The 24543-nt window shown below is 74.3% G+C and carries 24 protein-coding genes; 10 read left to right on the forward strand and 14 right to left on the reverse strand.

Annotation, left to right across the window (positions count from 1 at the left end; genetic code table 11):
* Nucleotides 1-2: 2 nt before the first annotated feature.
* Nucleotides 3-458 (forward strand): RrF2 family transcriptional regulator, encoded by a 456-nt coding sequence (locus OP86_RS17185; protein WP_030059452.1) that lies wholly within the window; start codon nt 3-5, stop codon nt 456-458.
* A 114-nt stretch (nt 459-572) separates the two neighbouring features.
* On the forward strand, nt 573-1754 hold the full coding sequence (locus tag OP86_RS17190; RefSeq protein ID WP_033332185.1) for a globin domain-containing protein: 1182 nt from the start codon (nt 573-575) through the stop codon (nt 1752-1754).
* Between the two features lie 116 nt (nt 1755-1870).
* On the opposite strand, the gene ddaH is transcribed toward OP86_RS17190, so the two are convergent.
* Together ddaH and OP86_RS17200 are read right to left on the reverse strand one after the other, a co-directional pair.
* Entirely contained in the window at nt 1871-2695 is an 825-nt protein-coding gene (gene ddaH / locus OP86_RS17195; protein WP_033332186.1) for a dimethylargininase, read from the reverse strand.
* Nucleotides 2696-2934: 239 nt separating this feature from the next.
* Nucleotides 2935-3828 (reverse strand): MBL fold metallo-hydrolase, encoded by an 894-nt coding sequence (locus tag OP86_RS17200; RefSeq protein WP_033332188.1) that lies wholly within the window; start codon nt 3826-3828, stop codon nt 2935-2937.
* 218 nt (nt 3829-4046) lie between these two features.
* Here OP86_RS17200 and OP86_RS17205 point away from each other — a divergent pair, with 218 nt between their 5' ends.
* A complete protein-coding gene (locus OP86_RS17205; protein WP_030059448.1) occupies nt 4047-4829 on the forward strand; it encodes an SGNH/GDSL hydrolase family protein in 783 nt (260 codons plus the stop codon).
* A 35-nt stretch (nt 4830-4864) separates the two neighbouring features.
* Here the strand turns inward: OP86_RS17205 and OP86_RS17210 are convergent, their stop codons facing one another.
* Nucleotides 4865-5278: a DUF2809 domain-containing protein gene (locus OP86_RS17210; RefSeq protein WP_078653586.1), complete on the reverse strand. Its 414-nt coding sequence runs from the start codon at nt 5276-5278 to the stop codon at nt 4865-4867.
* 205 nt (nt 5279-5483) lie between these two features.
* Between OP86_RS17210 and OP86_RS17215 the strand changes: the two genes are divergently transcribed.
* Nucleotides 5484-6953: a DUF2252 domain-containing protein gene (locus tag OP86_RS17215; RefSeq protein WP_033332189.1), complete on the forward strand. Its 1470-nt coding sequence runs from the start codon at nt 5484-5486 to the stop codon at nt 6951-6953.
* 91 nt (nt 6954-7044) lie between these two features.
* Here the strand turns inward: OP86_RS17215 and OP86_RS17220 are convergent, their stop codons facing one another.
* From OP86_RS17220 to OP86_RS17230, 3 genes are read right to left on the reverse strand one after another with little or no spacing between them, the layout of a single operon-like run.
* Nucleotides 7045-7731, reverse strand: a complete 687-nt coding sequence (locus OP86_RS17220; protein WP_030059444.1) for an alpha/beta fold hydrolase — start codon at nt 7729-7731, stop codon at nt 7045-7047.
* 28 nt (nt 7732-7759) lie between these two features.
* Complete coding sequence (locus OP86_RS17225) at nt 7760-9232, reverse strand: MFS transporter (protein WP_051830177.1); 1473 nt, start codon at nt 9230-9232, stop codon at nt 7760-7762.
* A complete protein-coding gene (locus OP86_RS17230; protein WP_033332190.1) occupies nt 9229-9792 on the reverse strand; it encodes a helix-turn-helix domain-containing protein in 564 nt (187 codons plus the stop codon). The genes OP86_RS17225 and OP86_RS17230 overlap by 4 nt, the downstream gene beginning before the upstream one ends.
* A gap of 218 nt (nt 9793-10010) precedes the next feature.
* On the opposite strand from OP86_RS17230, the gene OP86_RS17235 reads away from it, so the two are divergent.
* The gene (locus tag OP86_RS17235) at nt 10011-11321 is read left to right on the forward strand and encodes a DUF5685 family protein (protein ID WP_030060451.1); all 1311 of its coding nucleotides are present in this window, start codon (nt 10011-10013) and stop codon (nt 11319-11321) included.
* 7 nt (nt 11322-11328) lie between these two features.
* Here OP86_RS17235 and OP86_RS17240 read toward each other — a convergent pair whose 3' ends face one another.
* Together OP86_RS17240 and OP86_RS36645 are read right to left on the reverse strand one after the other, a co-directional pair.
* Nucleotides 11329-11520, reverse strand: coding sequence for a hypothetical protein (locus OP86_RS17240; protein WP_030060450.1), 192 nt, complete (start codon nt 11518-11520; stop codon nt 11329-11331).
* A complete protein-coding gene (locus tag OP86_RS36645; RefSeq protein WP_157849763.1) occupies nt 11513-11668 on the reverse strand; it encodes a hypothetical protein in 156 nt (51 codons plus the stop codon). Before OP86_RS36645 ends, OP86_RS17240 begins: the two co-directional genes overlap by 8 nt.
* Nucleotides 11669-11883: 215 nt before the next feature.
* Between OP86_RS36645 and OP86_RS17245 the strand changes: the two genes are divergently transcribed.
* Complete coding sequence (locus OP86_RS17245; protein WP_051830178.1) at nt 11884-12786, forward strand: chitosanase; 903 nt, start codon at nt 11884-11886, stop codon at nt 12784-12786.
* 133 nt (nt 12787-12919) lie between these two features.
* Here the strand turns inward: OP86_RS17245 and OP86_RS17250 are convergent, their stop codons facing one another.
* Nucleotides 12920-13483: a TetR/AcrR family transcriptional regulator gene (locus OP86_RS17250; RefSeq protein WP_033332191.1), complete on the reverse strand. Its 564-nt coding sequence runs from the start codon at nt 13481-13483 to the stop codon at nt 12920-12922.
* A 104-nt stretch (nt 13484-13587) separates the two neighbouring features.
* Here OP86_RS17250 and OP86_RS17255 point away from each other — a divergent pair, with 104 nt between their 5' ends.
* Together OP86_RS17255 and OP86_RS17260 are read left to right on the forward strand one after the other, a co-directional pair.
* Nucleotides 13588-14070, forward strand: coding sequence for a nuclear transport factor 2 family protein (locus OP86_RS17255; protein ID WP_033332193.1), 483 nt, complete (start codon nt 13588-13590; stop codon nt 14068-14070).
* Nucleotides 14071-14259: 189 nt separating this feature from the next.
* A complete protein-coding gene (locus OP86_RS17260; RefSeq protein ID WP_425337759.1) occupies nt 14260-15321 on the forward strand; it encodes a hypothetical protein in 1062 nt (353 codons plus the stop codon).
* A 69-nt stretch (nt 15322-15390) separates the two neighbouring features.
* On the opposite strand, the gene OP86_RS17265 is transcribed toward OP86_RS17260, so the two are convergent.
* Both OP86_RS17265 and OP86_RS17270 read right to left on the reverse strand, forming a co-directional pair.
* Nucleotides 15391-15984 carry a hypothetical protein gene (locus tag OP86_RS17265; protein WP_245231784.1) on the reverse strand — a complete coding sequence of 198 codons (594 nt, stop codon included), beginning with the start codon at nt 15982-15984 and terminating at the stop codon, nt 15391-15393.
* 116 nt (nt 15985-16100) lie between these two features.
* On the reverse strand, nt 16101-16631 hold the full coding sequence (locus OP86_RS17270; protein ID WP_030060444.1) for a MarR family winged helix-turn-helix transcriptional regulator: 531 nt from the start codon (nt 16629-16631) through the stop codon (nt 16101-16103).
* A gap of 80 nt (nt 16632-16711) precedes the next feature.
* Here OP86_RS17270 and OP86_RS17275 point away from each other — a divergent pair, with 80 nt between their 5' ends.
* Nucleotides 16712-18073, forward strand: coding sequence for an MFS transporter (locus tag OP86_RS17275; protein ID WP_063832395.1), 1362 nt, complete (start codon nt 16712-16714; stop codon nt 18071-18073).
* A 10-nt stretch (nt 18074-18083) separates the two neighbouring features.
* Here the strand turns inward: OP86_RS17275 and OP86_RS17280 are convergent, their stop codons facing one another.
* Together OP86_RS17280 and OP86_RS17285 are read right to left on the reverse strand one after the other, a co-directional pair.
* Entirely contained in the window at nt 18084-18980 is an 897-nt protein-coding gene (locus tag OP86_RS17280; RefSeq protein ID WP_030060443.1) for an alkaline phosphatase family protein, read from the reverse strand.
* An 81-nt stretch (nt 18981-19061) separates the two neighbouring features.
* On the reverse strand, nt 19062-20066 hold the full coding sequence (locus OP86_RS17285) for a phospholipase D-like domain-containing protein (protein WP_051830179.1): 1005 nt from the start codon (nt 20064-20066) through the stop codon (nt 19062-19064).
* A gap of 342 nt (nt 20067-20408) precedes the next feature.
* Between OP86_RS17285 and OP86_RS17290 the strand changes: the two genes are divergently transcribed.
* Nucleotides 20409-21686 carry a serine hydrolase domain-containing protein gene (locus OP86_RS17290; RefSeq protein WP_051830180.1) on the forward strand — a complete coding sequence of 426 codons (1278 nt, stop codon included), beginning with the start codon at nt 20409-20411 and terminating at the stop codon, nt 21684-21686.
* A gap of 62 nt (nt 21687-21748) precedes the next feature.
* Here the strand turns inward: OP86_RS17290 and OP86_RS17295 are convergent, their stop codons facing one another.
* Entirely contained in the window at nt 21749-24178 is a 2430-nt protein-coding gene (locus OP86_RS17295) for an ATP-binding protein (RefSeq protein WP_051830181.1), read from the reverse strand.
* Nucleotides 24179-24543: the final 365 nt, after the last annotated feature.

Below are 24543 nucleotides of genomic sequence, written 5' to 3' on the forward strand. Positions count from 1 at the left end.
ACGTGAGGCTGACCAAGAGCACCGACATCGCCCTCCGCATCGCCATGCGACTGGCGGTCCTGAGCGAGAGCGACAACCCGACCACCCGCGAGGTGGCCGAGTCGGTGGGCGTGCCGTACACCCATGCGGCGAAGGTGGTCAGCCGCCTGCAGCACCTGGGGGTGGTGGAGGCCCGGCGCGGTCGCGGCGGCGGGCTGATGCTCACCTTCGCCGGGCGGACCGGTTCGCTCGGGCTGCTGCTGCGAGAGCTGGAAGGGGTCGGCGACGTGGTCGGCTGCGAGGACGACCCACCGTGCCCACTGCGGGCCGCGTGCCGGCTGCGCGGGGCGCTGCGCAACGCCCAGGAGGCCTTCTTCGCCACCCTCGACGGGCTCTGCATCGACGATCTGGTGGCCTCCCCCACCGGGCCGGTCCTGCTCAGCCTCACCCCGAGACCCGCCGAGAAGTCCACCGGCTGATCTCCCCGCCCATCCGCCCACCCCTTCACCCGCCCCTTCATCCGACCGGGGCTGTGCGCCGCCAGTGCGCGGCCTTAAATACGAATCTCAGATACCAGTTAGGAGCCCCCTCTGATGCTGTCCGCCAAGTCCGCCGAGGTCATCGAGGCCACCCTGCCCGTCGTGGGCGCCGCCATCGGCGACATCACCCCGCGCTTCTACGACCGGATGTTCGCCGCCCGCCCGGAGCTGCTGCGCGACCTCTTCAACCGGGGCAACCAGGCCAACGGCACCCAGCGCCAGGCGCTGGCCGGCTCGATAGCCGCCTTCGCGTCGGCGCTGATCGCCCACCCGGACCAGCGCCCGGACGCGATGCTCGCGCGGATCGCCCACAAGCACGTCTCGGTCGGCATCGACAACGAGCAGTACAAGATCGTCCACGAGCACCTGTTCGCCGCCATCGTCGAGGTGCTCGGCGAGGCCGTCACCCCCGAGGTCGCCGCCGCCTGGGACGAGGTGTACTGGCTGATGGCCAACGCGCTGATCGCCGTCGAGGACCGGCTGCGCGCCGAGGTCGCCGCCGGCGGCGACCCGGCCGACCTGTGGCGCCCGTACACGGTGGTCACCCGCCACCAGGAGACCGGGACCGTCACCAGCTACCTCGTCCGCCCGGCCGACGGCCGTCCCGCCCCGGCCTCCCGGCCCGGCCAGTACGTCTCCGTGCGCACCGAACTGCCCGACGGCGCCCGGCAGATCCGCCAGTACAGCCTCTCCGGCGGCGCCGACGGCGCGCTGCGCTTCACCGTCAAGCGCGAGGCCGGCGGCGAGGTCTCCGGCCACCTGGACGACCACCTGCGGGCCGGCGACACGATCGAACTCTCGCCCCCGCTGGGCGACATCGTCCTGGCCGACGGCGACGGCCCGCTCCTGCTCGCCTCCGCCGGCATCGGCAACACCCCGATGACCGCGATGCTCGACCACCTGGCCGCCACCGGCTCCACCCGCCGGATCATCTCGGTGCACGGCGACCGCGACCAGCTCAGCCACGCCTTCCGCGCCGATCTGGAGCAGCTCACCGCCAAGCTGCCCGACGCCACCGCCCACGTCTTCTACGAGCAGCCGCTCGGCGAGTGGCCGACCGAGCGCACCGGGCTGGTGGACCTCTCCTCCGTCGACGTCCCGGCTGGCACCACCGCCTACCTCTGCGGTCCGCTGCCCTTCCTGCGCGCCGTCCGCGGACAGCTGCTGGCGGCGGGCATCCCGGCGGCGGACATCCACTACGAGGTGTTCGGCCCGGACCTCTGGCTCGGCGCCTGACCCCACGTCCCGGGATCGGATGGGCTGGTCAGGATCCCACGACGGCAGCGGTCCGCTCGTACGTTCACGGGCGGGCCGCGCACCCTGGAGGTGCTCCTGACAGCCCCGGGGGTCCGCTACGGCCTGAGCTCCAGGGTGCAGCACTTGGCTCCGCCGCCGCCCTTCAGCAGCTCGGAGACGTCCACCGGGATCGGCTGGTAGCCGTGCTCGACCAGGCGGCCCGCCAGGTTCTTGGCCGTCTCCGGCAGCAGCACCCGGCGGCCGTCCGAGACCGCGTTGAGCCCGAACACCTCGGCGTCCGCGCGGTCGGCGAGGATCGCGTCCGGATAGAGCCGGCGCAGCAGGGCCCGGCTGTCGGCGTCGAAGGCCTCCGGGTAGTACATGACGTGGTCGTCGGCGAGGACGGCCAGCGCGGTGTCCAGGTGGTAGAAGCGCGGGTCGACCAGGGTCAGGCTGGTCACCGGGACGCCGAACAGCTCGCCCGCCTCGGCGTGCGCGGCGCGGGAGGTGCGGAAGCCCGTCCCGGCGAGCACCCGGCGGCCCACCACCAGGTGGTCGCCCTCGCCCTCGTTGACGTGGCCGGCGCGGCGCACCTCGCGGTAGCCGCGCTCGCGGAACCAGGCCTGGTAGGCCTCCGACTCGCCGGCGCGCTCCGGGTAGCGGAAGGTCGCCACCAGGGCCCGGCCGTCCAGCACGGTCGCGCCGTTGGCGGCGTAGACCATGTCGGGCAGGCCGGGCACCGGGTCGATCAACTCGACGGTGTGGCCGAGCCGGCGGTAGGTCCGGTGCAGCCGCTCCCACTGGCGCAGCGCGAGCGCGGTGTCGGTGGGCTGGGCCGGGTCCATCCACGGGTTGATCGCGTAGTCCACCGTGAAGTGCGTCGGCCGGCACATCAGGTAGCGCCGTGGCCTGGCGGTGCGCTCCGGGGTCTGCGGGGGCATGGCTCGTCCGTCCTTGGGATCGCGGGGAGTTCCGGCTTCCGGGGTTCCGTCGCTGCGGGACCCCGCACTGTTCCCCAGGCGGCTGCCCCGGCTCCACCGTTCGCACACCCGCGCGGGCGCCCCCGCTGGGCGCACGCCCCCGCGCACCCGGCGCGGGCCCCGGCGCACGGGTGTTCGGTGCCTCCGTCCTTACCCGGGCCGTCCTTACCCGGGGCCGTACTTGCGCGAGGACGTGCCTGCTACCAGCGGACCGCGCCGAAGTCCACCGGCGCGGGCCGCAGCTGCGCGCAGCGGACGGCGAGGGCGCGCAGCCGGCGGTCCGCCTCCTCGGCGGGCATCCGGCGCCGGTCCCCGTGGCCGGGCAGCAGCCACTCGAAGCGGAGCACGCCCAGGCTGCGCTCCAGCGAGGCGGCCTGCTCCTCGATCGAGTACCAGGTGACGGCCTCCTGCACCTCCACGTCCCCGGTGGTGCGGGACCAGTACAGGCTGTCGCCGCTGAAGCAGTACCGCTCCTCGGCGACGTACAGCACGCTGCCGAGGGTGTGGCCCGGGAAGGGGTGGGCGACCAGGCCGGGGGCGATCTCCACCGGCTCGGTGCCGCGCAGCACCCGGTCGGCGTCGGGGGCGGCGGCCAGGTCGCCCTCGTGGATCCACAGCCGGGCGCCCAGCCGGTCGGCGTACTCCCGGCCGTGCCGGGCGTGGTCACGGTGCGTCAGCAGAACGTCGGTGACCGGGCCGAGCGCCGCGTAGCGGGCGGCCAGGGCCTCGCTGTAGCGGGGCGTGTCGATCATCACCCAGCCGGTGGGGCGGCGGCAGAGGTAGGAGTTGGCGCCCGCGGTCAGCCGGGAGTTGTGCCCGAGCAGCAGCACGTCCTCGGCGAGGGCGAGCGGGAAGGGGTCGGTGGCCGGGTCGAGCGGGCCGGCGCCGGGGCGGATGGAGCGGGTCGGGCAGGCGTGGGCGGCGGCCCGCAGCTGCCGGCGCTCGGCCTCGTCGCGCGGCTGGCGGACCAGCTCGGAGCGTCCGTCCTGCTCGCGGACCAGACCGGGCGCGAGCTGCCGGGCGACGTCGCAGTTGGTGCAGCGGTCGTCGATGGACCAGGTCTCGGGTCCGTCGGAACGCGTGGTCGTGGCCATGGATGCCTTCCCCCAGGAGGACGGCGGCCGGGGTGGCCGCGCCCTTCGAGCATCGGCCGGGCGCAGCCGAAAGCGGAAGGGGGGACGGACCTTGTGCTTTCCGGAGCACCCCGCTCTGAGCGGCGCGGCGGGCCGACGAGGGCACGTGGTCCATCTCACGTGCCGCCATGGTCACCTACGGTGGCGTAGGTCACTTGATCGGGTGAACTATCTCTTTCATGCCGAACCTCCAGGAGACCCTTGACCTCAGTTCGTACGCCGCCCTCGGGGACAGCTTCACCGAAGGCCTGAACGACCCCGGGGTCGGCGGCAGGTACGCCGGGTGGGCCGACCGCCTGGCCGGAATGCTCGCCGACGGCCGACCGCCGGGCGCCTTCCGCTACGCCAACCTGGCGGTGCGCGGCCGGCTGCTGGACCAGATCGCGGCCGAACAGGTCCCGGAGGTCCGCCGGCTCCAGCCCGACCTGGTCACCTTCTGCGCCGGCGGGAACGACATCCTGCGGCCGGGCGCCGACCCGGACGAGGTGGCCGAGCGCTTCGAGGCGGCCGTCGTCCAACTCGCCGAATCCGCCGGGACGGTGCTGATCTGCACCGGCTTCGACACCCGCGACGTACCGCTGCTCAAGCACCTGCGCGGCAAGATCGCCACCTACAACGGCCACATGCGGGCCGTCGCCGACCGCAACGGCTGCAAGGTCGCCGACCTGTGGTCGCTGCGCGCGGTGCAGGACCGCCGCGCGTGGAGCGAGGACCGGCTGCACCTCTCCCCCGAGGGCCACCAGCGGGTCGCCCTGCTGGCCGCCCGCTCGCTGGGCCTGGCCACCGGGCAGGATCCGGAGGCCCCGTGGCCGGACGCCCGCGTGCTCACCCCCGCCGACCAGCGGCGCGAGAACATCCAGTGGGCTCGCGAGCACCTGCTGCCCTGGGTCGGACGGCGGCTGCGCGGCGAGTCCTCGGGCGACCACGTCGAGCCCAAGCGGCCGGACCTGCTGCCACTCTGACGGATCGTCAGGTCTGTCGGCTCCGGCCCTGCGGGTCAGGCCGCTTCACCGGGTGATGCGGGGCGAACGGTCCGCGCCACCCGGTGGAGCAGCACCGCACCGCCCGCGCCCACCAGGTACCAGAGCAGGTCCGGCGGGTTGAAGGTCGAGCCCAGCACGAGCCGGGCGAGCGTGCTGCTCCGGCCCCACGCGTCCGGCAGCCCGGTGAGCTGGAACAGCTCGACGGCCCAGCTCAGCGCGGCCGCCCAGACGGCCGCCCGGGCGGGGCGTGCGCGCGGCGCGAACAGCAGGACCAGGGTGTACAGCAGGACGGTGTAGAGCGCGTCCCCCGCGCACTTGGCGAACTCCCCGCCCGCCACCGCCCGCACACCCAGCCCCGCCGCCACCGTCACGCCTGCCGCCAGCGCCGCCGGCAGGCGGGCGTCCAGCTTCCCCCGAAGATCATCCACGCGCTCACGCTACCCGGCACCGAGCGACCACCGGCCACGGGTCGATACGTCGCACCCGCCCGCCCGCGCCCCCGACCGCACACCTTCACCCCACCACCCCCAGGAACCACCGCGCGGCCCCGAACGTCACTCCCCCCGATGAACCATCCGCGCAGGTCGCGGGCGGGTGAGGACCGGAAGGGACGGGCGGGGCGCGGTGGCGCGGATGACCGAGGCAGTGGACGGGGCGGAGCCGAGAGCAGCGGAGGGTCGGGGCAGGCCGGTGGTCGTGGCGCAGCGGAGCGCGGAAGACCGAGCCGCCCGGGCGCGGCGCGGGTTCGCGGTGGCCGGGTTCGCGCCGGCACAGGACGGGCGGGCCCGGGAGCGGGGAAAGGAGCTGCGGGGGCAAGTGCCCCGGGAGCGGCACGCGGAGTTCACCCTGGCCGACGGGCGGCCGACGGCCGTGGAGGCGATCGAGGCGTCGAACGCGGGCCGGATCGCCGAGCTGGTGCCGATCCGGGTGGGCCGGATGGCGGCGAGCCCGTTCGCGTTCCTGCGCGGTTCGGCCGGGCTGATGGCCGCCGACCTCGCGGGCACTCCGGTGACCGGGGTGGACGCGCAGCTGTGCGGCGACGCGCACGCGGCCAACTTCGGCCTGTACGGCGATGCGCGCGGCCAACTCGTCATGGACATCAACGACTTCGACGAGACGGTGCCGGGCCCGTGGGAATGGGACCTCAAGCGGCTCGCCGCCAGCCTGGTGCTGGCCGGCCGGGAGACCGGGGCGAGTGAGAGCACCGCGCGGGAGGCCGCCGCGCACGTGGCCGGCGCCTACCGCCGGACCATGCGCACGCTGGCCAAGCTGCCCGCGCTGGACGCCTGGAACGCCGTCGCGGACGAGCAGTTGGTCTCCTTCGCCGACGCGCACGACCTCGCGGACGTGCTGCGCAAGGTCGGTGCCAAGGCGCTCGGCAACACCAGCGCGAAGTTCGCCGCCCGCAGCACCGCCCGTACGGCGGACGGCGGTTGGCGTTTCACCGCGGCTCCCCCGGTGCTCACCGAGGTGACCGACGCGACCGCCCGGGCCGTCGCGCACGCGCTGGGCCCGTACGTGGAGACGGTGCCCGCCGAGGTGCGCACGCTGCTCTCCCGGTACCGGGTGCAGGACGTGGCGTTCCGGGTGGTGGGCACCGGCAGCGTCGGCACCCGCTCGTACGTGGTGCTGCTCACCGACCACCGGGACCAGCCGCTGGTGCTGCAGGTGAAGGAGGCCCGCCCGTCCGCGCTGCTGCCGTACCTCCCGCGGGGGGAGCAGGACGGGCACGAGGGCCGCCGGGTGGTCCTCGGCCAGAAGCACATGCAGGTGGTCAGCGACACCCTGCTCGGCTGGACGACGGTCGACGGACTCCCGTACCAGGTGCGGCAGTTCCGCAACCGCAAGGGCAGTGTCGACCCGGCCGCGCTGCTGCCGGGGCAGTTGGACGACTACGCCCGGATCACCGGCGCGCTGCTGGCCCGGGCGCACGCGCACACCGCCGACCCGGGGCTGCTGGCCGGATACTGCGGCAAGAGCGAGGCGCTGGACGAGGCGGTGGCCGCCTTCGCCGTCGCCTACGCGGACCGCACCGAGGCCGACCACGCCGATCTGCTGGCGGCCGTGCGCAGCGGGCGGCTGCCCGCCGAGCAGGGCGTCTGATCCTCAGCGGGATCAGCTCCTCAGCTGGCTCAGCTCCTCAGCTGGCTCAGCACGATCAGCGGGATCAGCGGGATCAGCGGAATCAGCGGGCTCAGCGGGAGAGGAACGGCGCCACCGCGGCGACGAACTCCGCGGGCCGGGCACCGTGCACCAGGTGCCCGGCCTCGACGGTGACGAGGCGGCAGTCCGGGATCAGCCGGGCGAGTTCGGCGATCCGCTCCTGGGGGACGGTGCTGGAAGGCCCGCCCGCCACCGCCAGGGTGCGGGCGGTGACCCTCGCCAGCCCCTCCCGCCAGGCCGGGTCGGGGCTGTCGAACTGGGCCTTGACCGCCCGCACCATCGCCCAGTCGAAGTGAACGTCCTCCTCCGGGTCCTCCGGCACCGCACTGGCGGGGCGCGGGTACAGCGCCGGGATCTCCTCCAGGACGAGTCGCCCGATCCGCTGCGGCGCGGCCTGGGCGAGGAGGCAGGCGACGGCGCCGCCCATCGAGTGGCCGACCAGGTCGACACGGTCGAGTCCGAGCGCGTCGAGGAAGGCCAGCACGTCGTCCCGCATCGCCTCCAGGCTGTACGCCCCGGCCCGGCCGCTGTCGCCGTGGCCGCGCAGGTCGAGGGCGTACACGTGGTGGCCGGGGGCGAGGTCGGGCAGCACGACGTCCCAGTCGGAGGCGCGCTCGCCCAGCGCGTGCAGCAGCACCAGCGGCGGGCCGTCGGCGCGGCCGCTCTCGCGGTAGGCGAGCGTCACCTCGGGCAGGTCCACGGTTCGTACGTCGGTCATGACGATCACCGTACGGCCTCGGGGCCCGCTAGCGGACGGGCGTTCGCCCTCGGCTCAGCGCGACCGGTTCGTCCTCGTGCTGCTCCCGGGCCGCCGCACGTCCCGCCAGGACCGAGGCCAGCACGGCGAGTCCGGCCACCGCCGCGCACACCACGCTCGCGGCGAGGAAGGCGGAGCGGTGCCCGCCGCCCGCGGCGGTCTCCCGCAGGTAGACGCCGGACAGTGCCGAGACCGCGACGGCGGCCGCGATCCGCTGGGCCATCTGCAGGATCGCCCCGCCCACCCCGGCCGCCTCGGCGGGCGCGTGGCGCAGTACGTAGGCCTGGTTGGTGGAGCCCATCAGGCCGATCGACGCGCCACCGATGAGTTGGAGCAGCGCCAGCAGCCAGGGCAGCACGGCGGCGGGCGTGCCGTGTGCGAGGAGCCCGCCGGTGAGGATGGTCAGGGCGGAGCCGGCCATGCCGACGGTGACGGTGCGTCGGCCGAAGCGCTGCACCACCCGCCAGGCCAGCGCGGAGGCGACGCCCATGGCGACGGCCGAGGGCAGGGCGACGAGCGCGGCGCCCATCGGGGAGAGCCCGAGGCCGTCCTGGAGAAACATGGTCAGAACCAGTGAGGCGGCGAGCGAGGAGCCGAACTGGGCCATCGCCGTCGCCGTGCCGAGCGCGTACGGGGCGGAGCGGGTGAGCGCGGGGTGGATCAGCGGCTGTCCGCCGGTGCGGGCGTAGCGGCGCTGCCACCAGACGAGCGCGCCGAGCAGCAGGAAGGCGGCGGCCGCGAAGCCGAGCCAGCCGGTCCAGCCGGGCGGCCGGACGAAGGGCAGCATCAGGACGAGGGTGAGCGCGCCGACCAGCAGCAGGCCGACCAGGTCGAGGTTGGTCTGCCGGGCGCTGGGGCGGGGTTTGGGGAGGTGGCGGGCCGCCAGGGCGACGGTGGCCAGGCCGAAGGGGAGGTTGAGCAGGAAGGTGATCCGCCAGCCGAGCTCGGGGCCGGCCGCCGCGAGCACCGCGCCGCCGACGGGCGGGCCGAGGGCGAAGGCGAGGCCGCCGGTGACGGCGTACATCCCGAGGGCGCGGGCCCGCAGTTGGCCGTCGAAGACGTCCTGGAGGGTGCCGATCATCTGGGAGTTGACCAGGCCCGCGCCCGCGCCCTGGACGAGCCGGGCGGCGATCAGCACCCCGGGGTCGGTGGCGGTCGCGGAGACCAGGCTGACCAGCGTGAAGAGCGCGAGCCCGGTGACGAAGAACCACTTGCGGCCCTTGACGTCGCCGAGCCGGCCGCCGGGGATCAGAGCGAGGCCGAAGGCGAGCGAGTAGCCGGCCACGATCCACTGCAGGTCGGCGGGCCCGGCATGCAGGGTCTCGCGCAGGGCCGGGATGGAGGTGTTGAGCACGGACTGGTCGAGCAGGGTGGTGAACCCGCCCGCGACGCAGACCAGCAGGACGCGACGCCCGGCGGCGTCGAAGCGTTCCTTCGCTATCGGGCCGGTGGCGGCGCTCACTGCTCGACCGCCACCAGCGCGTAGCGGGCCTCGTCCGGGCCGAGGCTGCGGAAGCGGGTGGTCCCGGAGACGTAGCGCAGACAGTCGCCGGCGGCGAGCAGCTGCGCCTCGCCGTCCACGGTCAGCTCCAACCGCCCCTCGAACAGCCAGAGGTGGTGCTCCCGGCCGGGCACGCAGGCGCGGTCGTAGGCGATGTCCGCGCCGGCCGGCAGTCGGCCCTCGATCATCTCCGCCCGCAGCGAGCCGTGCGGCGGCGAGACGGATCGGCGAACGAAGCCCGTCGTCTCGTCCCGCCACACCTGCTGGTCCCCGGCGCGCACCAGCCGGGCCGGGCCCGCCTCCACCTCGGCGAGCAGCCGCGACATCGTCCGCCCGTACACGGCGCACAGCCGCCCGAGCAGTGCGGCCGTCGGGCTGACCTCCGCCCGCTCCACCCGCGACAGCGTCGACCGGCTGACGTCCGCCAGCCGCGCCAACTCCTCCAAGGTCCACCCGCGTTCGAGTCTCAGCTCGGCGATGCGCTGTGCCAGCCGCTCGTCGGCGGCGGTGTCGATTCCCATATTCGCGATGCTATCCCGGATGTGAGATCCACTCACCGGGTTTCCGCCGTCACCGGGTTTCCGCCGTCACCGGTCCGGCCCGCAGGCGCGCGTGGGCCTGCGGTGCGGCGAGGGGTCGGCCGGGGGGGCGGCCGGGGGTCGGCCAAGGCGGGTCGCCGATCATATGATGTGCGGCGAATCGTGGCCGGTCAGCGGCCCGAGCGGCGAGGGGGACGATCGTGTTCGGCATCATCAGACCGTGCAAGCACCGACTGTCGGAGCGGCTCCAGACCTCCTGGGTGGCGCACCTGTGCGGGCTCTGCCTCGCACTGCGCGACGACCACGGACAGCTCGCCCGGACCGCCACCAACTACGACGGTCTGATCATCTCCGTGCTGGTCGAGGCCCAGGCCGCCCGGGAGGACTCCTCCTGGCGGCGCACCGCCGGGCCGTGCCCGCTGCGCGGCATGCGCACCGCCTCCGTCGCCAAGGGCGAAGGCGCCCGGCTCGCCGCCGCCGTCTCGCTCGCGCTCGCCTCGGTGAAGATCCGCGACCACGTCGAGGACCGCGACGGCGTCTTCGCCCGCCGCCCCGTTGCGGTCGGGGCCCGGGCGGTCACCCGGCGGTGGGACCGGCAGAGCGCCGGCAGCGCCTCGACGGTCGGTTTCGACACCGGTGTGCTGCTCGAAGCGGCCTCCCGGCAGGGCGAGTTGGAGCGCTCGCTGCGGCCCGGCGGATCCGTCCTGTTGGTCACCGAGCCCACCGAGACCGCCACCTCGGCGGCCTTCGCCCACACCGCCGTGATCGCCGGCCGCCCGGGCAACGCCGCCCCGCTCGCCGAGGCCGGGCGGCTGTTCGGCCGGCTCGCCCACCTCCTCGACGCCGCCGAGGACCAGGCCGCCGACGCCGCCTCGGGCGCCTGGAACCCGCTGACGGCCACCGGCACCGACCGCGCCGAGGCCGAACGGCTCTGCCGCGACGCCGTCCACGGCATCCGGCTCGCGCTGCGCGAGGTCGAGCTCACCGACCGCGCGCTGGTCCACGTCCTGCTCGCGCACGAGACCGAGCGTGCCGTCGAGCGGGTCTTCGGGGCCCGGCACGCGGCCGACTGCCGTACGGCGGGCGGCGCGGCTGGCGGCGCGGCGGACGGCGCAGCCGGCGGGGCCGTCGGCTCAGCCGCGGGCGAGCACCCGCACCACGCACCGCCGCACCAGGCGCCGCCCGGTCAGGACCCGGGCCAGGCGCCGATCCCGCCGTGGGTGCCGCAGGGCCCCGGCTTCACCCCGCCCGGCGAGAAGCCGCCGCGCCCGCGCAACCTGCTCGCCGGGTGCGCGGTGTGGGCCCTGATGGCCTGCACCTGCCAGCTGCTCTGCTGCGACCACAACGACCCGTTCAGCCGCCAGCGCCGCCAGGGCTTCTGCCAGCGGCACGACTGCTGCGACTGCTGCGACTCCTGCGACCCGGGCTGCGGCGACTGCTGCAACTGCTGCAACTGCTGTGACGGGTGCGACTGCTGCGACGGCTGCGACTGCGGGTGCGACTGCGGCTGACCGGACATCAGGCCATCGGCGACTCCGGTGGCAGGGCTGATCCCGCGACCTCCTGCCACTGATCGACCGCCGCCGGCCCGGGCTGCCCCCGCAGCACCCCGGGCCGGTCCGCGTTCCCCTGCTCCCCCTGCTCCTCACGCTCGCCGCGCCGCCAGAGCGGCACCACCGCCACCGGGCGCCACCCGGCGACCTCAGGCATCGCGCCCCGCCGCCTCCCGGTCCGCCACCAGCGACTGCTCCAACCCCGCCAGCAACTGCCGGAACCGCTCGGTGTCCTGCTCCGTCATCCGCCCCTCGGGGACCACCCCGGGCCGCTCGGCCACTCTCTCCGCCACTCTGTCGTCCATGGGCCCGACGTTAGGCGGAGTCGATCAATGGCCGATAAACGCCCGCTGGAGCGAGGAGCACCTGCCGCCGGGACGCCGACCGCGGCGAGCCCGCCGGTCGGCGCTGCGCAATTTCATTAGGAAAGTTTCCTTACCACCTGGACCCCTGCCGCTTCCCCGGCCTACTCTGCTGCCGTGAGCTCGCGCTCTTCCCCACCGGAGATCGGAGCACCCCCGTGCGCGCCTCCCGAACCACCCACCGCCTCACCGGCATTACCGGCCTCGCCGCCGTCGTCGCGGCGACCGCCTGCGCCACCGGCCCGGCCTCGGCCGTCCCCCCGACGCGGGCGGCGCACACCAGCACGGCCGCAGTCGCAGCCGCTGCCGCGGCCGCTGCCCGGCAGGCGTCCGCCGGGGGGCTCACCCCCGACCAGCGCCGCCGGGCGGACCAGTTGATCAGCGTCTTCGAGAACAGCACCACCGAGATCCAGTACGGCTACGCCGAGAACATCGGCGACGGCCGCGGGGTCACCGCCGGACGGGCCGGCTTCACCACCAACGACGGTGACGCGCTCAAGGTCGTCCGCGCCTACGCCGCCGTCGCCCCCGACAATCCGCTCGCCCGCTTCGCCCCCGAGCTGGAACGCCTGGCCGCGTCCGGCAGCGGGGACACCGGCGGCCTGCCCGAGGGCGAGTACATCGCCGCCTGGAAGCAGGCGGCCGAGGACCCCGCCTTCCGGCAGGTCCAGGACGAGCAGGTCGACCAGCGGTACTTCGGCCCCGCGACGGACCAGGCCGACCGCCTCGGCCTCACCACCGCGCTGGCCCGCGCCGAGCTCTACGACGCCTCCATCCAGCACGGCAACGGCGGCGAGTACGACGCCCTGCCCGCGCTGATCGGCCGGACCACCGCCAAGGTCGGCCCGCCGTCCGCCGCCGGGGAGCGCGCCTGGCTGGACGCCTTCTTCGACGTCCGCGTCGACGACCTGACCAACCCGGCCAACGCCTCCACCGCCGACGAGTGGCGCACGTCGGTCGACCGCGTCGAGTGCCTGCGCCGGATCGCCGCCACCGGCAACGACGACCTCGACGGCCCGTTCACCGTCACGGCCTTCGGCTCCGGCTACACCATCGCCTGAGCCCTCCTTCTCCCCCCGACCCGGGGCCCGGGATGTGGGCCCGGGCCCCGCCCGACCGCCGGTGGTGGCCGGGAGCCCCGCGCTCCCGGCCACCACCGGCGGCTCCGAGGACGCTCTCTTAACGCGGCAGCCTCTAACGTGGCAGCGCGGCGTCCAGCAGGATCCGGGCGGCCTGCTTGGCATCGGCGGCGGCCGTCGGATCGCCGTGGACGGCGGCGGCGGTGATGGCACCCTCGGCGAGCAGGGTCAGGTGGACGGCGGTGGTGGGCGGCGCGCCGGCCGCCTCGGCCAGGCCGGCGAGGTAGCCGCCGAACTCCTCCTTGTGGTGCCGGGCGGCGGCCGCGACGGCCGGGGTGGTGGCGCCCAGTTCGCCGAGGGAGTTGACGAACGCGCAGCCGCGGAAGCCGGGTTCGGCGAACCACCGGCCGAGCCAGTCGAAGACCGCGAGCAGCTGCTCGCGAGGTGTGCCGCCGCTGCGCGAGACGTACACGGCGAGGCTCGCCCGCCAGCGGCCGTCGCGGCGCAGCAGGTAGGCCTCGACCAGGTCGTTCTTGGACGGGAAGTGCTGGTACAGGCGGCGCATCGTCATACCGGAGGCCGATCGGACGGCGTCCATGCCGACCGCCTGGATGCCCTGCCCGTAGAACAGTTCCTCGGCCGCGTCGAGGATGCGGGCCCGTGGGTCTTCGTGCTCCATCTGCCGTGCCCTTTGCGCGAGAACGATAGTTCTCCTATCGTAGCCAGCAACGTGAGAACGATCGTTCTCACTGGCGGAATACCCGTTCTCCGAGGAGTCCACGCATGGCCGACCAGCACGAAGGACAGCGCCCACCCCTGCCCCCGTTCACCGAGGAGACCGCCCGGCAGAAGGCCCGGGCCGCCGAGGACGCCTGGAACACCCGCGACCCGCGGCGCGTCGCCCTCGCCTACACACCCGACAGCCGCTGGCGCAACCGCGCCGAGTTCCTCACCGGGCGCGAGGCGATCGCCGACTTCCTCACCCGCAAGTGGCACCGTGAGCTCGACTACCGGCTCATCAAGGAGCTGTGGGCGTACGACGGCGACCGGATCGCGGTCCGCTTCGCCTACGAGTGGCACGACGGCGCCGGCCGGTGGTACCGCTCCTACGGCAACGAGAACTGGGAGTTCGCCCCGGACGGCCTGATGGCCCGGCGGCACGCCTCCATCAACGACCTGCCGATCACCGCCGAGGAGCGGCTGTTCCACTGGCCGCTCGGCCGCCGACCCGACGACCACCCGGGCCTGACCGAACTCGGCCTCTGAGGCTACCGGGGCGGCCGGGGGGCTGGGGGGCCGGGGCGGCGGCGCTCTCCGAGGCCTCCGGGGCAGCCTGACGCCGCATCGGGCGACACTGTTCCACGCCTGTGACACCCCGCGAACCGGTCACTGACCTCGCGCTGACACGCTTCCTTCTCGAAAGCGAACAGCACCCGAGGGGGACCTGGAATGTCCGTGCGCAACAGATTCGGCACCGCCGCCGCGATCGCCCTGATGACCACCGTCGGCGCGGTCCTGCTCTCGGCCTGCGGCCCCGACACCACCGGCTCCAGCCCCACCGCCGCCCCGACCGGTGCCGCGCCGACCGGCGCCGCCCCCGGTTCCGCGGCGCCGGGGACGGCCGCGCCCGGCGCCCCGTCCCACTCCGGCAGCCCCGCGCCGGGCGGCAAGGAGGTCAACGGCACCTCCGCCGCCAACCACCTCACCATCAGCACCGGAACCCAGACCGTGGCGATGAACGGCACCACCGTCGACTTCGGCACCGTCGTGCGCGACCTCGCCTGGTCCCCCGACGGCAAGAAGGCCGCCTTCGTCAACGGCGACGGCGACCTGGTGACGGCCAATCCGGACGGCACCGGCAAGGTCACCCTCGCCAAGAACCCCGGCGGGGAGACCTGGTCCCACCCGACCTGGCAGCACGCCACCACGGATCCCGGCGTCACCACCGTCCCCGGTGCCCTCGACCGCTTCGCCACCATCGTCTTCGCGAGCAGCAAGGGCGGTGTGCTGAAGCTGGAGAAGGTCCCCACCAAGACCCCCGGCGCCACCCCCGAGGTCCTGACCCCGCACAACTCCGAGGGCGGCAACGACAACCTGCCGCAGCCGCCGCAGACCGGCAACACCTGGGCCAACGCGGGCGGCCACCGCGGCGAGATCGCCTACGCCAACACCCCGGCCAACGAGGTGTACATCTACGACGACTACATCCGGCCCGACACCCGGGACGTGGGCAAGGGCTCCCAGCCGGCCCTCTCCCCCGACGGCGAGCACGTCGTCTTCGTCCGCTCGGTGAACGGCCACGACCACCTGTTCACCCGCTCCATGGATGTCGACCGGAAGGACGAGAAGGACCTCACCCCGTCGGCCGGCACCGACTACACCGAGCCCGCCTGGTCCCCCGACGGCAAGACCGTCGCGGCCCGCACCCCGGACGGTGTCAGCACCCTGCCCGCCGACGGATCCGCCGCGCCGACCCACGTCTCCACCGTCAAGGGCCTGCCCGTCTACCGGCCGTAGGGCCGAGAGACCGACAGACCGTAAAGCCGACCGGCCGTTAGAAAGCCGACCAGCCGGCGGCGGACCTGCCTACCGGCCCTGGCCGGGCTTCGCCAACTCGGCGCGCAGCTCGGCCAGGTGTTCGTCGGCCGACTCGTGCGGCAGGAACTCGACCAGGTCGAGGAAGCGGAACAGCACCCGGGCCTCGGTGACCGCGTACTCGTAGTCGCCGAACCCGACCACCGCGCCGAGCCCGCCGCGCGCCGCCCCGCGGACGGCGGCCGAGGTCAGCTCGTCGGCCGGGTCCTCGGCGGTCGCCCGCCGCCGGGCGTTCGGTCGCGCCAGGTACGGGCAGACCATCGACGCGTAGAGCATGCACGCGCGGTGCCCGGGGCCCTCCATGGTCGGTGCGAGGTTCCGGTACGGCCGCCCGCTGGCGAGGGCCTCGGCGATCGCCGCGCTCTCGGCGGGGCCGACGACCCGCCAGACCGGCCCGCGCGCCATGAAGCCGCCGCACACCGAACAGCGGCGCTGGAGCGCGCAGTCGGCGCTGCGCCCGTGGTCCGTGAGCGCGAACTGCGGCTCGCCGCCGCGCCAGGGCGTGATCGCCGGCACCGGGTACCCCCGCCCGTCCCGGGGCCGCGCCCCCACACCGTCCGGCATCGGCACAAGTTCGAATCGCACGCCCCTATCGATACCAGGGACGAAGGCGGCAGGTCGACCCCGGGCACGACGGGAAGGGCGGTGCGCGACGGGAAGGGCCGGTGCGCGACGGGAGGGCCGGGGCCGGCGGCGGCAGCCTAGGAGTCCCGCCCCTCCGCCTCCTGGACCAGCATCACCTTCCGCAGCAGTTCCGACAGCGTGCGCCGCTCGTCCTCCGACAGCACCCCGAGGAGTCGGCGTTCCTCCCGGCCGACCACGTCGAGGGCTTCCTGCCAGGCGGCGCGCCCGGCGTCCGTCAGCACGATGTCGACCTTCCGGCGGTCCGCCGTGGACGGCGTGCGCAGGACGAAGCCCCGGCGTTCCAGGGTCTCCAGCCGGCCGGTGATCGAGGCCGGGGCGAGGTTGAGGTCGGCGCGCAGTTCGGAGGGGGCGGCGTGGCCGCCGCGGCCGGCGAGGACGTGCAGGGTGTCGAACTCGTGCTTGTGCAGGCCGTAGTCGCTGACGCCCTGTTCGCGGACCCGGCCGAGGTGGCGGATGAGCCGCTGCATGCGGGTGACGGCGGCCTCGATGTCCGGGTCGAGGTGGGGCAGCACCGGTAGCCAGCGGTCGAGGTGGCCGTCCGTCCAGTCGCGGGGCGGCGCGTCGTGCTGGTGGGGGTGCTCGGCCATGGGAGGAGTCTACAAACCCTAAAGCAACGGCAGCAAAATATTCGTTGCCAAAATTTCGTCACCGAAATACAGTGCGGCGCGTGACCCGACACCCCCTGCGCCTCCCGGCCTTCCGCCTGCTCTTCCTCGGCCGGACGATCTCCACCCTGGGCGACGCCGTCGTCCCCGCCGCCCTCGCGATCGCCATAACCCGGGCCACCGGCTCCTCCGCCGCGCTCGCCCTGGTGCTGGGCTGCGCGATGGTGCCCAGGCTGCTCCTGCTGCCCTTCGGCGGGGTGGTCGGCGACCGCTTCGACCCGCGCCTGGTCGCGCTCACCACCGACCTCGTCCGGGCCTTCAGCCAGCTGCTCGTCGGCCTGGAACTGCTCGGCGGGCACCCCCGCCTCGCACACCTCGCGATCGCCTCGGCCGTCGGCGGCACCGCCTCCGCCTTCGCCATGCCCACCGCCTCCCCGCTGGTCGCGGCCACCGTCCGGGGCGAGCTGCGACTGCGGGCCAACGCCCTGCTCGGCACCGCCACCGGCGCCGCCCGCCTCGGCGGCCCGGCCCTCGCCGGAGTGCTGGTCTACACCGCCGGCCCCGGCTGGGCGTTCGTCCTGGACGGCGCCTCCTTCGCGCTGAGCGCGGCGCTGCTCGTCAGGCTCACCCGGCTCACCATCGACCACCGCCCCGAAGGCCACTCCCCCGACGACCACGCCCCCGTCGAGCCGCGCTCGCTGCGCCGGGACCTCGCCGACGGCTGGGGCGAGGTGCGCTCCCGGGACTGGTACTGGACCAGCCTGATCGCCCACGGGGTGTGGAACGGCGCGAGCGCCGTGCTGCTCACCCTCGGCCCGCTGATCGCCGCCACCCGGCTTGGCGGCGACGGCGCCTGGGTCGCGCTGACCCAGGCGGGGGCGGTCGGCCTGCTGGCCGGCTCGCTGCTCGCCGGTCGGCTCCGGCCCCGCCGCCCGGTACTGGCCGGCAACCTCGCCCTGGCGCTGTACGGGCTGCCGCTGCTCGCGCTCGCCGTTCCGGCCCCGCTGCCGCTCGTGGTGGCCGCGCAGGCGGTGGCGCTGGCCGGGCTGGGATTCCTGAACCCGGTCTGGGCGACGGTGGTCCAGCAGGACTTCCCGGCCGGGGCCCTGGCCCGGGTCACCTCGTACGACTGGCTGCTCTCGCTGGCCGCCGCCCCGCTCGGGTACGTCCTGGCGCCGCTGGCCGCCGACGCCTGGGGCAGCCGGGTGCCGCTGCTGGCGGCCGCAGCGCTGGTGACCGTGGTCTGCGCGGGCACGGCCGCGGTCCCCGGGGTCCGCCGGCACGGCGCCCGGCCGGGGACGGGACCGCAGGACGGCCCCGAACCGGCGACTCCGCCACCGGCGACCCCCGCACCGGTGGCCGCCACCCCCGCACCGGACGCGGGCACGGGCACGGAACGGCCACCGGCTCAGCTCAACTCCTGATCACCGCAGGTCAGTTCCAGATGCCGGTGATGTCGCTCGCGGAGGCCGCGTTGCCCGCGTGGCCGGCGGCCCCGGCCAGGTCCTCCAGGGTGCGCAGCACGTTGTAGTGGTTGTAGGTGGTGGCGGAGCTGCTGCCGGGGGTCACGTGGGCGCCGTAGACGACGGTCGGGATCCGGTTGCCGGACAGCTTGTTGTCCTCGTCGAAGGTGACGACCAGCAGGCTGTTGTGGCTCTGCGCCCAGGTGGCGTACGCGCCGAGGTTGTTCTTGATCCAGGTGTCGCCGGTGCTGACCGAGCAGTCGTGCATGTCACTGCACAGGTTCGGCACGACGAAGGAGACGTTCGGCAGGGTGGTGTAGTCGGTCGGGAACTGCGCGAAGGTCTTGGCCGAGCTGAGCGGGACGTTGCCGAAGCCGAACCACGGGTTGTGCTTCTGCGCGTAGTTGCCGCTGCTGCACACGGTGCTGCCCTGACTGGGCAGGGACTCGTTGTAGCTGGCCCAGGTCTTGCCGGCGGCGATGACCTCGGAGGCCAGGTTGGCGGCCTGGAAGCCGCCGACCGTCACGCAGCTGTCGTCGACGGTGCCCTGGGTGGAGCCGGAGAACAGCGCGTAGTAGTTCGGCTCGCTCGGGTGGGTGATGCCGTAGGACTGGGTGAGGTTGGCGCCGCCCGCCTTCAGGGTGTTGTTGATGTACGGGGCGCTGCTGCTGCCGATGACCTGGGTGTAGGCGTGGTTCTCCATCACCACGACGATGATGTGGTCGGGGGTGGGCAGCGCAGCCGCCTGGGCGGTGGAGGCAGTCGCCGCCCAGAGACCGGCGGAGGCGGCGACCAGCGCGACGGCGGAGCCGATGGCGGTCGCGGTGCGGCGGGAGCGGGGGTTCAGGGGCTTCGTGGACGAAGTCATGACAAATCCTCGGGTAGGGAGCGGCCCAGCGAGCCGCCCGGAAGACGGGAGCGGTACGGCGGTACAACCCAGCGGTGCGGCCTAGTACGGCGTGCCGTTGGCGAAGTCGCCGGCGACGGTGGACTCGATCGTGGTGACCACCCCGGAGTCGGTGGTGATCAGGCCCAGCTCGCGGTTGTGGTTCAGCGAGTTGTCGGAGAAGTTCTCCGAGCCGGCGAACACCTTGGCCGAGGCCGTGCCGTAGTCCGCGACGATCGCCTTGGCGTGGACGTACAGACCGGTGGTCGAGGAGTAGGTGACGACGCTGCCGCCCGCCGCGGTGACCTGGTCGAAGTAGTCGGCGTACGAGCTCGGGTTCATGCCGACCACCCGCACCGTGACGCCCCGCGCGGCCGCCGCGGCGACGGCGTCCACCAGCGCCGCGTCGCGGAACTCCAGCTGCTCCAGGTCGAGGCTGGTCCGCGCGCCGTTGATCAGGGCCAGCAGCCGGGACTGCGAGTCGGTGGGCGACCAGACCAGGTTGTCGCCGTCGGTGGGGGTGACGGCGGTCTTGGCGAAGTCGGCGGCGAAGACCCGCTCGATCGCGGCGACGTCGTTGGCGTCGGTGTCGATGACGCCGTAGTCGCGGTCGTTCGCGTAGTAGGTGGAGTCCAGGTTGCCGGTCATGATCAGCGACGTGGCGCCGTCCACGGTGACGGTCTTCTGGTGGGTGTAGACGAACGCCGAGGAGGAGTACGTCACGCCGACCCCGGCGGCCTTGAGCGCCGAGTAGGCCGAGCCGTTGACCGAGGTGTGCGCGCCGTCCAGGATCACCCGGACGGCGACGCCGGCTCGCTGACGGGTGATCAGGGCGTTGACGGCGGTGGTGTCGCGCAGCTCGTACAGGGTGACGTCGACGGACCGGGTCGCCGAGTTGATGAGGTTGTAGACGACGGTGTGGTCCTGGTCGGGGAAGACGATCGCGGTGTACGTACCGGCGGCCGCGGTGGCGGCCGTGGTGGCCTGGGCATTTCCGGACAGCGGTATCAGACCGGCGGTGGCGAGCAGCAGGGCGCCGGCACGGCGCGCCAGGGAGGCCAGGGGCATGGGGAAGCTCCATGGTCGGCTGGGAAGAGCTGGCAGGGGAAGCTGGCGAGCGGGAATGCGGGTGCGCGGAATGCGGGTGCGCGGAAGCCGGTGCGGGGAGCACACCGGACCGTGCGAGGAGCGCCCGAACAGGATGGAGGGCCCCCGTCAACGCGGGTAGACGACGGCAGGTGAAGCCTTGGCCCCGGAGCGGGAAACGAACGGTGCGACCGCCCCGGCCGCTCCCACAACGGACGATGCGGGCGAACCGGTTCACATTGCCATCGGCCGCCCCCGGCCCTGATAGTGATCTTCGATAGACGCGGCCCGACGCCGTGTCAGCTGACGAGAGAACCGAGGATCATGGCGAAGATCAGCCTTCTGCGTCCCTTCGCGGTGGCCGCCGCTGGTGCCGTCCTGGTGGCGACCGGTGCCGCCCACGCCGTGGCCGCCGACCAGGGCGGCACCGGCGCGCCCGCCCCCGACACCGCCGGTGTGCTCGCCGCGCTGCAGGCCACCATGGGCGCCGGCGCCCCGGGTGCCTTCGCGGTGATCCGCGACCACGGCGCCCAGGAGGACACCCGCTCGCTGGCCGTCGGCAAGGCCGACCTCGACGGGACCCCGATGAACTCCTCGTGGAGGTTCCGGGTCGGCAGCAACAGCAAGATGTTCACCGCCGTTCTCGTGATGCAGCTGGCGGAGGAGGGCCGGATCGACCTCGACAAGCCGCTGCGCGACTACCTGCCGGCGGGCACCCTCCCGGAGGGCTGGACCATGACGGGCCGCCAGGTGATGGAGCACCGAGCGGGCATCTACGACCACACCAACGACCTGCTGGAGCAGGCCGGCGAGGAGACCACCAGCGCGTTCGAGGCGCGCATCCGCACGACGGTGTACGACCCGCGCGACCTGGTGGCGATGTCGGTCAAGCACGGCATCCAGTACACCCCCGGCAGCCGCTACTCCTACTCCAACACCGACTTCGTGCTGCTGGGCCTCGCGGTCGAGCACCTCACCGGCCAGTCGTACCCGGAGGTGCTGAACGAGCGGATCATCCAGCCGCTCGACCTGCGCAAGACCTCCTTCGTGGTGCCCGACCAGCAGATCCGCGGCGCCCACGTCACCGGCTACCTCACCAACGACGACCGCAGCAAGCCGCTGCTGGACTCCACCGAGCAGAACGGCTCCTGGGTGTGGAGCGCCGGGGCCGTCATCTCCTCCGCCGAGGACCTCGACCGCTTCCTGACCGCCCTGCTGGCCGGCAGCTCCGGCGGGCTGGTCACGGACGCCTCGCGGGACCAGATGGCCGCCGCCCTGCCCACGCCCAATGCGAAGATCTCGTACGGCCTGGGGCTGCGCCGCATCTCGCTCTCCTGCGGGGACGTGTACGGCCACGGCGGCATCGTGCAGGGCTTCCAGACCCAGTCCTTCGTGGCCCCGGACGGGCACCGCAGCGTGGTGGTCTTCGCCAACGCCTCCAACAACGGCGCGGTGACGCAGGGGCTGATGAACACGCTGGAGCCGGCCTTCTGCGGCAAGAAGCCCGCGGTCGCCCCGCGGACGAACCTCGCGCCGCGGACCGACGTCCGGGGCACGGGCTCCGCGCACGAGCTGCCGGTGGTGGAGGACACCCGGATCTGACCGGATCCGACGGCCGCCGCACCCGCGCCCGCTCCCGGTCCGACCGGGGGCGGGCGCTCGCGTCAGTGCCTCGGCGGCCCCGGCCGGGGGCCGTCCGCGCTCAGGTCGGTGAGCGCCTCGGTGAGCAGTTCGCGGGCCTCCTCGGCCCGGCCCTGCTCGATCAGCGCGGTGCCGAGCTCGGTCAGGGTCTTGGTCATGCTGTCCGGCCGGCCGACCGCCTCGTAGTGCACCAGGGCCTGCCGGTAGGCCTTCTCGGCAGCCGGCCAGCGCCGCAACGCCGCGCGGTCCAGGCCGAGTTCGTGCGCGGTCATGGCCGCGAGCAGGTGCATCAGCGGCGAGGACCAGCGGTCCACCAGCTCCAGCGCGCCGGCCAGCGCCCGCCGCCGGGAGTCCACCGCCTCCTCGGCCCGGCCGGACTCCCGGAGGCAGTTGGCGGCGCCGCGCAGGGTGACCAGTCGGCCGATCATGGCCGAGCGGCTGTCCACCTCGGCGAAGGCGTCCGCCGCGCGGTGGAAGGCGTCGGTCGCCTCCCGGTACCGGCGCAGGTAGCGCAGCCCGGAGGCGAGGTAGGTGAGCGCCCAGCCCTGCTGCTCACGGTCGCCGACCTCCTTCGCCAACTCCAGCCCCTCGCCGGCCAGTTCGATGCCGCGCTGGTAGCGGTGCAGGCAGGTGACGTACGTCCAGGCCAGGTAGTTGACGTGCACCGCCTCGGCGCGCCGGTCGCCGAGCGCGCGGGCGGCGTCCACCGAGAGCTGGAACACCTCCGCCCAGATGCCCCAGCTCAGCAGCCGGTCGGAGAACCAGTGCATGGCCTCGGCGGTGTCGACCACCTCCCGGTAGCGGCCGGAGCGCTGCGCATGGTGCAGGGCGGCCAGCCACTCCGGGTGTTCGTACTCCAGCCAGCGCGCCGCCTCGGTCAGGTGGGCGGGCGTAGGGCCGGTGACCGCGGCGTCGTCCTTCTCGTGCTCCGGGTCGAACCGCAGCCCGTAGGCCGCCGCCCGGTCGAGGATCCAGCGGCCGGCCCGGCTCCGGACCTCGGCCAGCTCCTGGGCCGTCTCCTCGGATGCCAGCCGCTCGCCCGCGTAGAGCCGCACCAGGTCGTGCAGGCGGTAACGCTCCGGGGTGGCCGGCTGCACCAGGCCGGCGTCGACGAGCTGCTCCAGCAGCAGCTCGGTCCGGACCTCCGAGCGGCCCGTGTAGGCCGCGGCGACGGCCGCCGTGAAATCCGCCCCGGCGGTCAACGCACAGCGCCGGAGGACCAGTTGGGACTCGGCGGGCAGCCGCCGGTAGGACAGCTCGAAGGCCGGGCGGACGGCCAGGTCGCCGGTCTCCAGCAGATCCAGGCGGTTCTCCTCGGCGGAGAGCTGGCGCACCAGGTGGGCGACCGGCTGCTGCGGCCGGGCGACCAGCCGCTGCCCGGCGATCCGCAGCGCCAGCGGCAGGTAGCCGCAGAGCCGGGCCAGTTCGGCGGTGGCGTCGGGCGCCGCCTCGATCCGTTCGCGGCCGGCGATCCGGGCCAGCAGTCCGGCCGCCTCCGCCGGGGCGAGCACGTCCAGGCTCAGCCGGTGCACCGACTCCAGGCCGGGCAGCACGTTGCGGCTGGTCACGATGGTCACGGCCGGCCCGGAGCCCGGAAGCAGCGGGCGCACCTGGCTCTCCTCGGCGGCGTTGTCCAGCACCAGGACGAGCCGGCGTCCACGCACCAGGGCCCGGTAGAGGCCGGCCCGCTCCTCCGTCCCGGCGGGCACCGCGGCGTCGTCGACGCCCAGGGCGCGCAGCACCTGGCCGAGCGCGTCGCGCGCGGTCAGCGGCTGGACGGACATCCCGCCGAGGTCGAGGGAGAGTTGGCCGTCGGGGAAGCGCGGGGCCAGGGCATGGGCGGCGTGCAGGGCGAAGGCCGTCTTGCCGAGCCCCGGCTGACCGCTGATCAGCACCACCCGGGGGTGGGCGGGCCGGTCGCCCGAGGCGAGGCCGGCGAGCGCGGCCAGGGCGTCCTCGCGGGCGGTGAAGTCGGCGATGTCGCGCGGCAGGGCGAGGGCGCTCTGGCCGCGCCCGCCGAGCTGTCCGGCCCGTGCGATCTGTGCGATCTGTGCGTCCGGTGCGGTCCGCCCGTCCGGTTCGGCCTGCCCGTCCGGCCCGGTCCCGGCCTGCGCCGACGGCAGCGGATCCCGGGACGCGGACTGGGCCGGCACCCGGGCCGTCCCCGGCCGGACGCCGCGCGGGCGCCCGCGCTGGGCGGCGCGGTCCAGCGCGTCCCCCCGCGCCTCGTCCAGGCCCAGGGCGAGGGCCAGTGCCCGTACGGTGCGGCGCTGCGGTCCGCGCGTTCGGCCGCGCTCCATGTCCCCGAGGGCGCGCAGGCTCACCCCGGCGGCCGCCGCGAGCTCCTCCTGGGTCAGGCCGGCCGCCACCCGGTGCCCGGTCAGCAGGCGGCTGAACTCGCCCGTGTCCGTGTCCGTGTCTGCGCCCGCCCCGGTGCCGCCCCCAGCCGCCATGCCCCGCCCCACTCCGTCGGTCCTGCCAGTTCCGCACTTCTGCCTGGCCCCGCGCCCGGCAGACCGTGCCAGGCAGAAGTATGCCCGGCCGGAGGGATTCGCCGTACCCGGCCCTTGGTGAACGCTGCCGCCCAGCTCAGCCGTAGGGTCATCCGGGGGCGCCCGCTGAGCGGGGGCGGTCGTACGGGGCGGAACTGCCGATAGTTCCGCCTGTGGTTCCGCCTGCGGTCAGCGGTTTCCCAGCCCGGACGGCACGTCAGGCCCACGGCGCGTCAGGCCGTACGGCTCGTCGGGCCGTACGGCCGTACCCTCGGGCGGCAGCCCCCCCCCCCCCCCCCCCCCCCCCCCCCCCCCCCGCGCCGCCC

Origin of the sequence: Streptomyces novaecaesareae (genome assembly GCF_000716875.1) — a bacterium.
Classification (GTDB): domain Bacteria; phylum Actinomycetota; class Actinomycetes; order Streptomycetales; family Streptomycetaceae; genus Kitasatospora; species Kitasatospora novaecaesareae.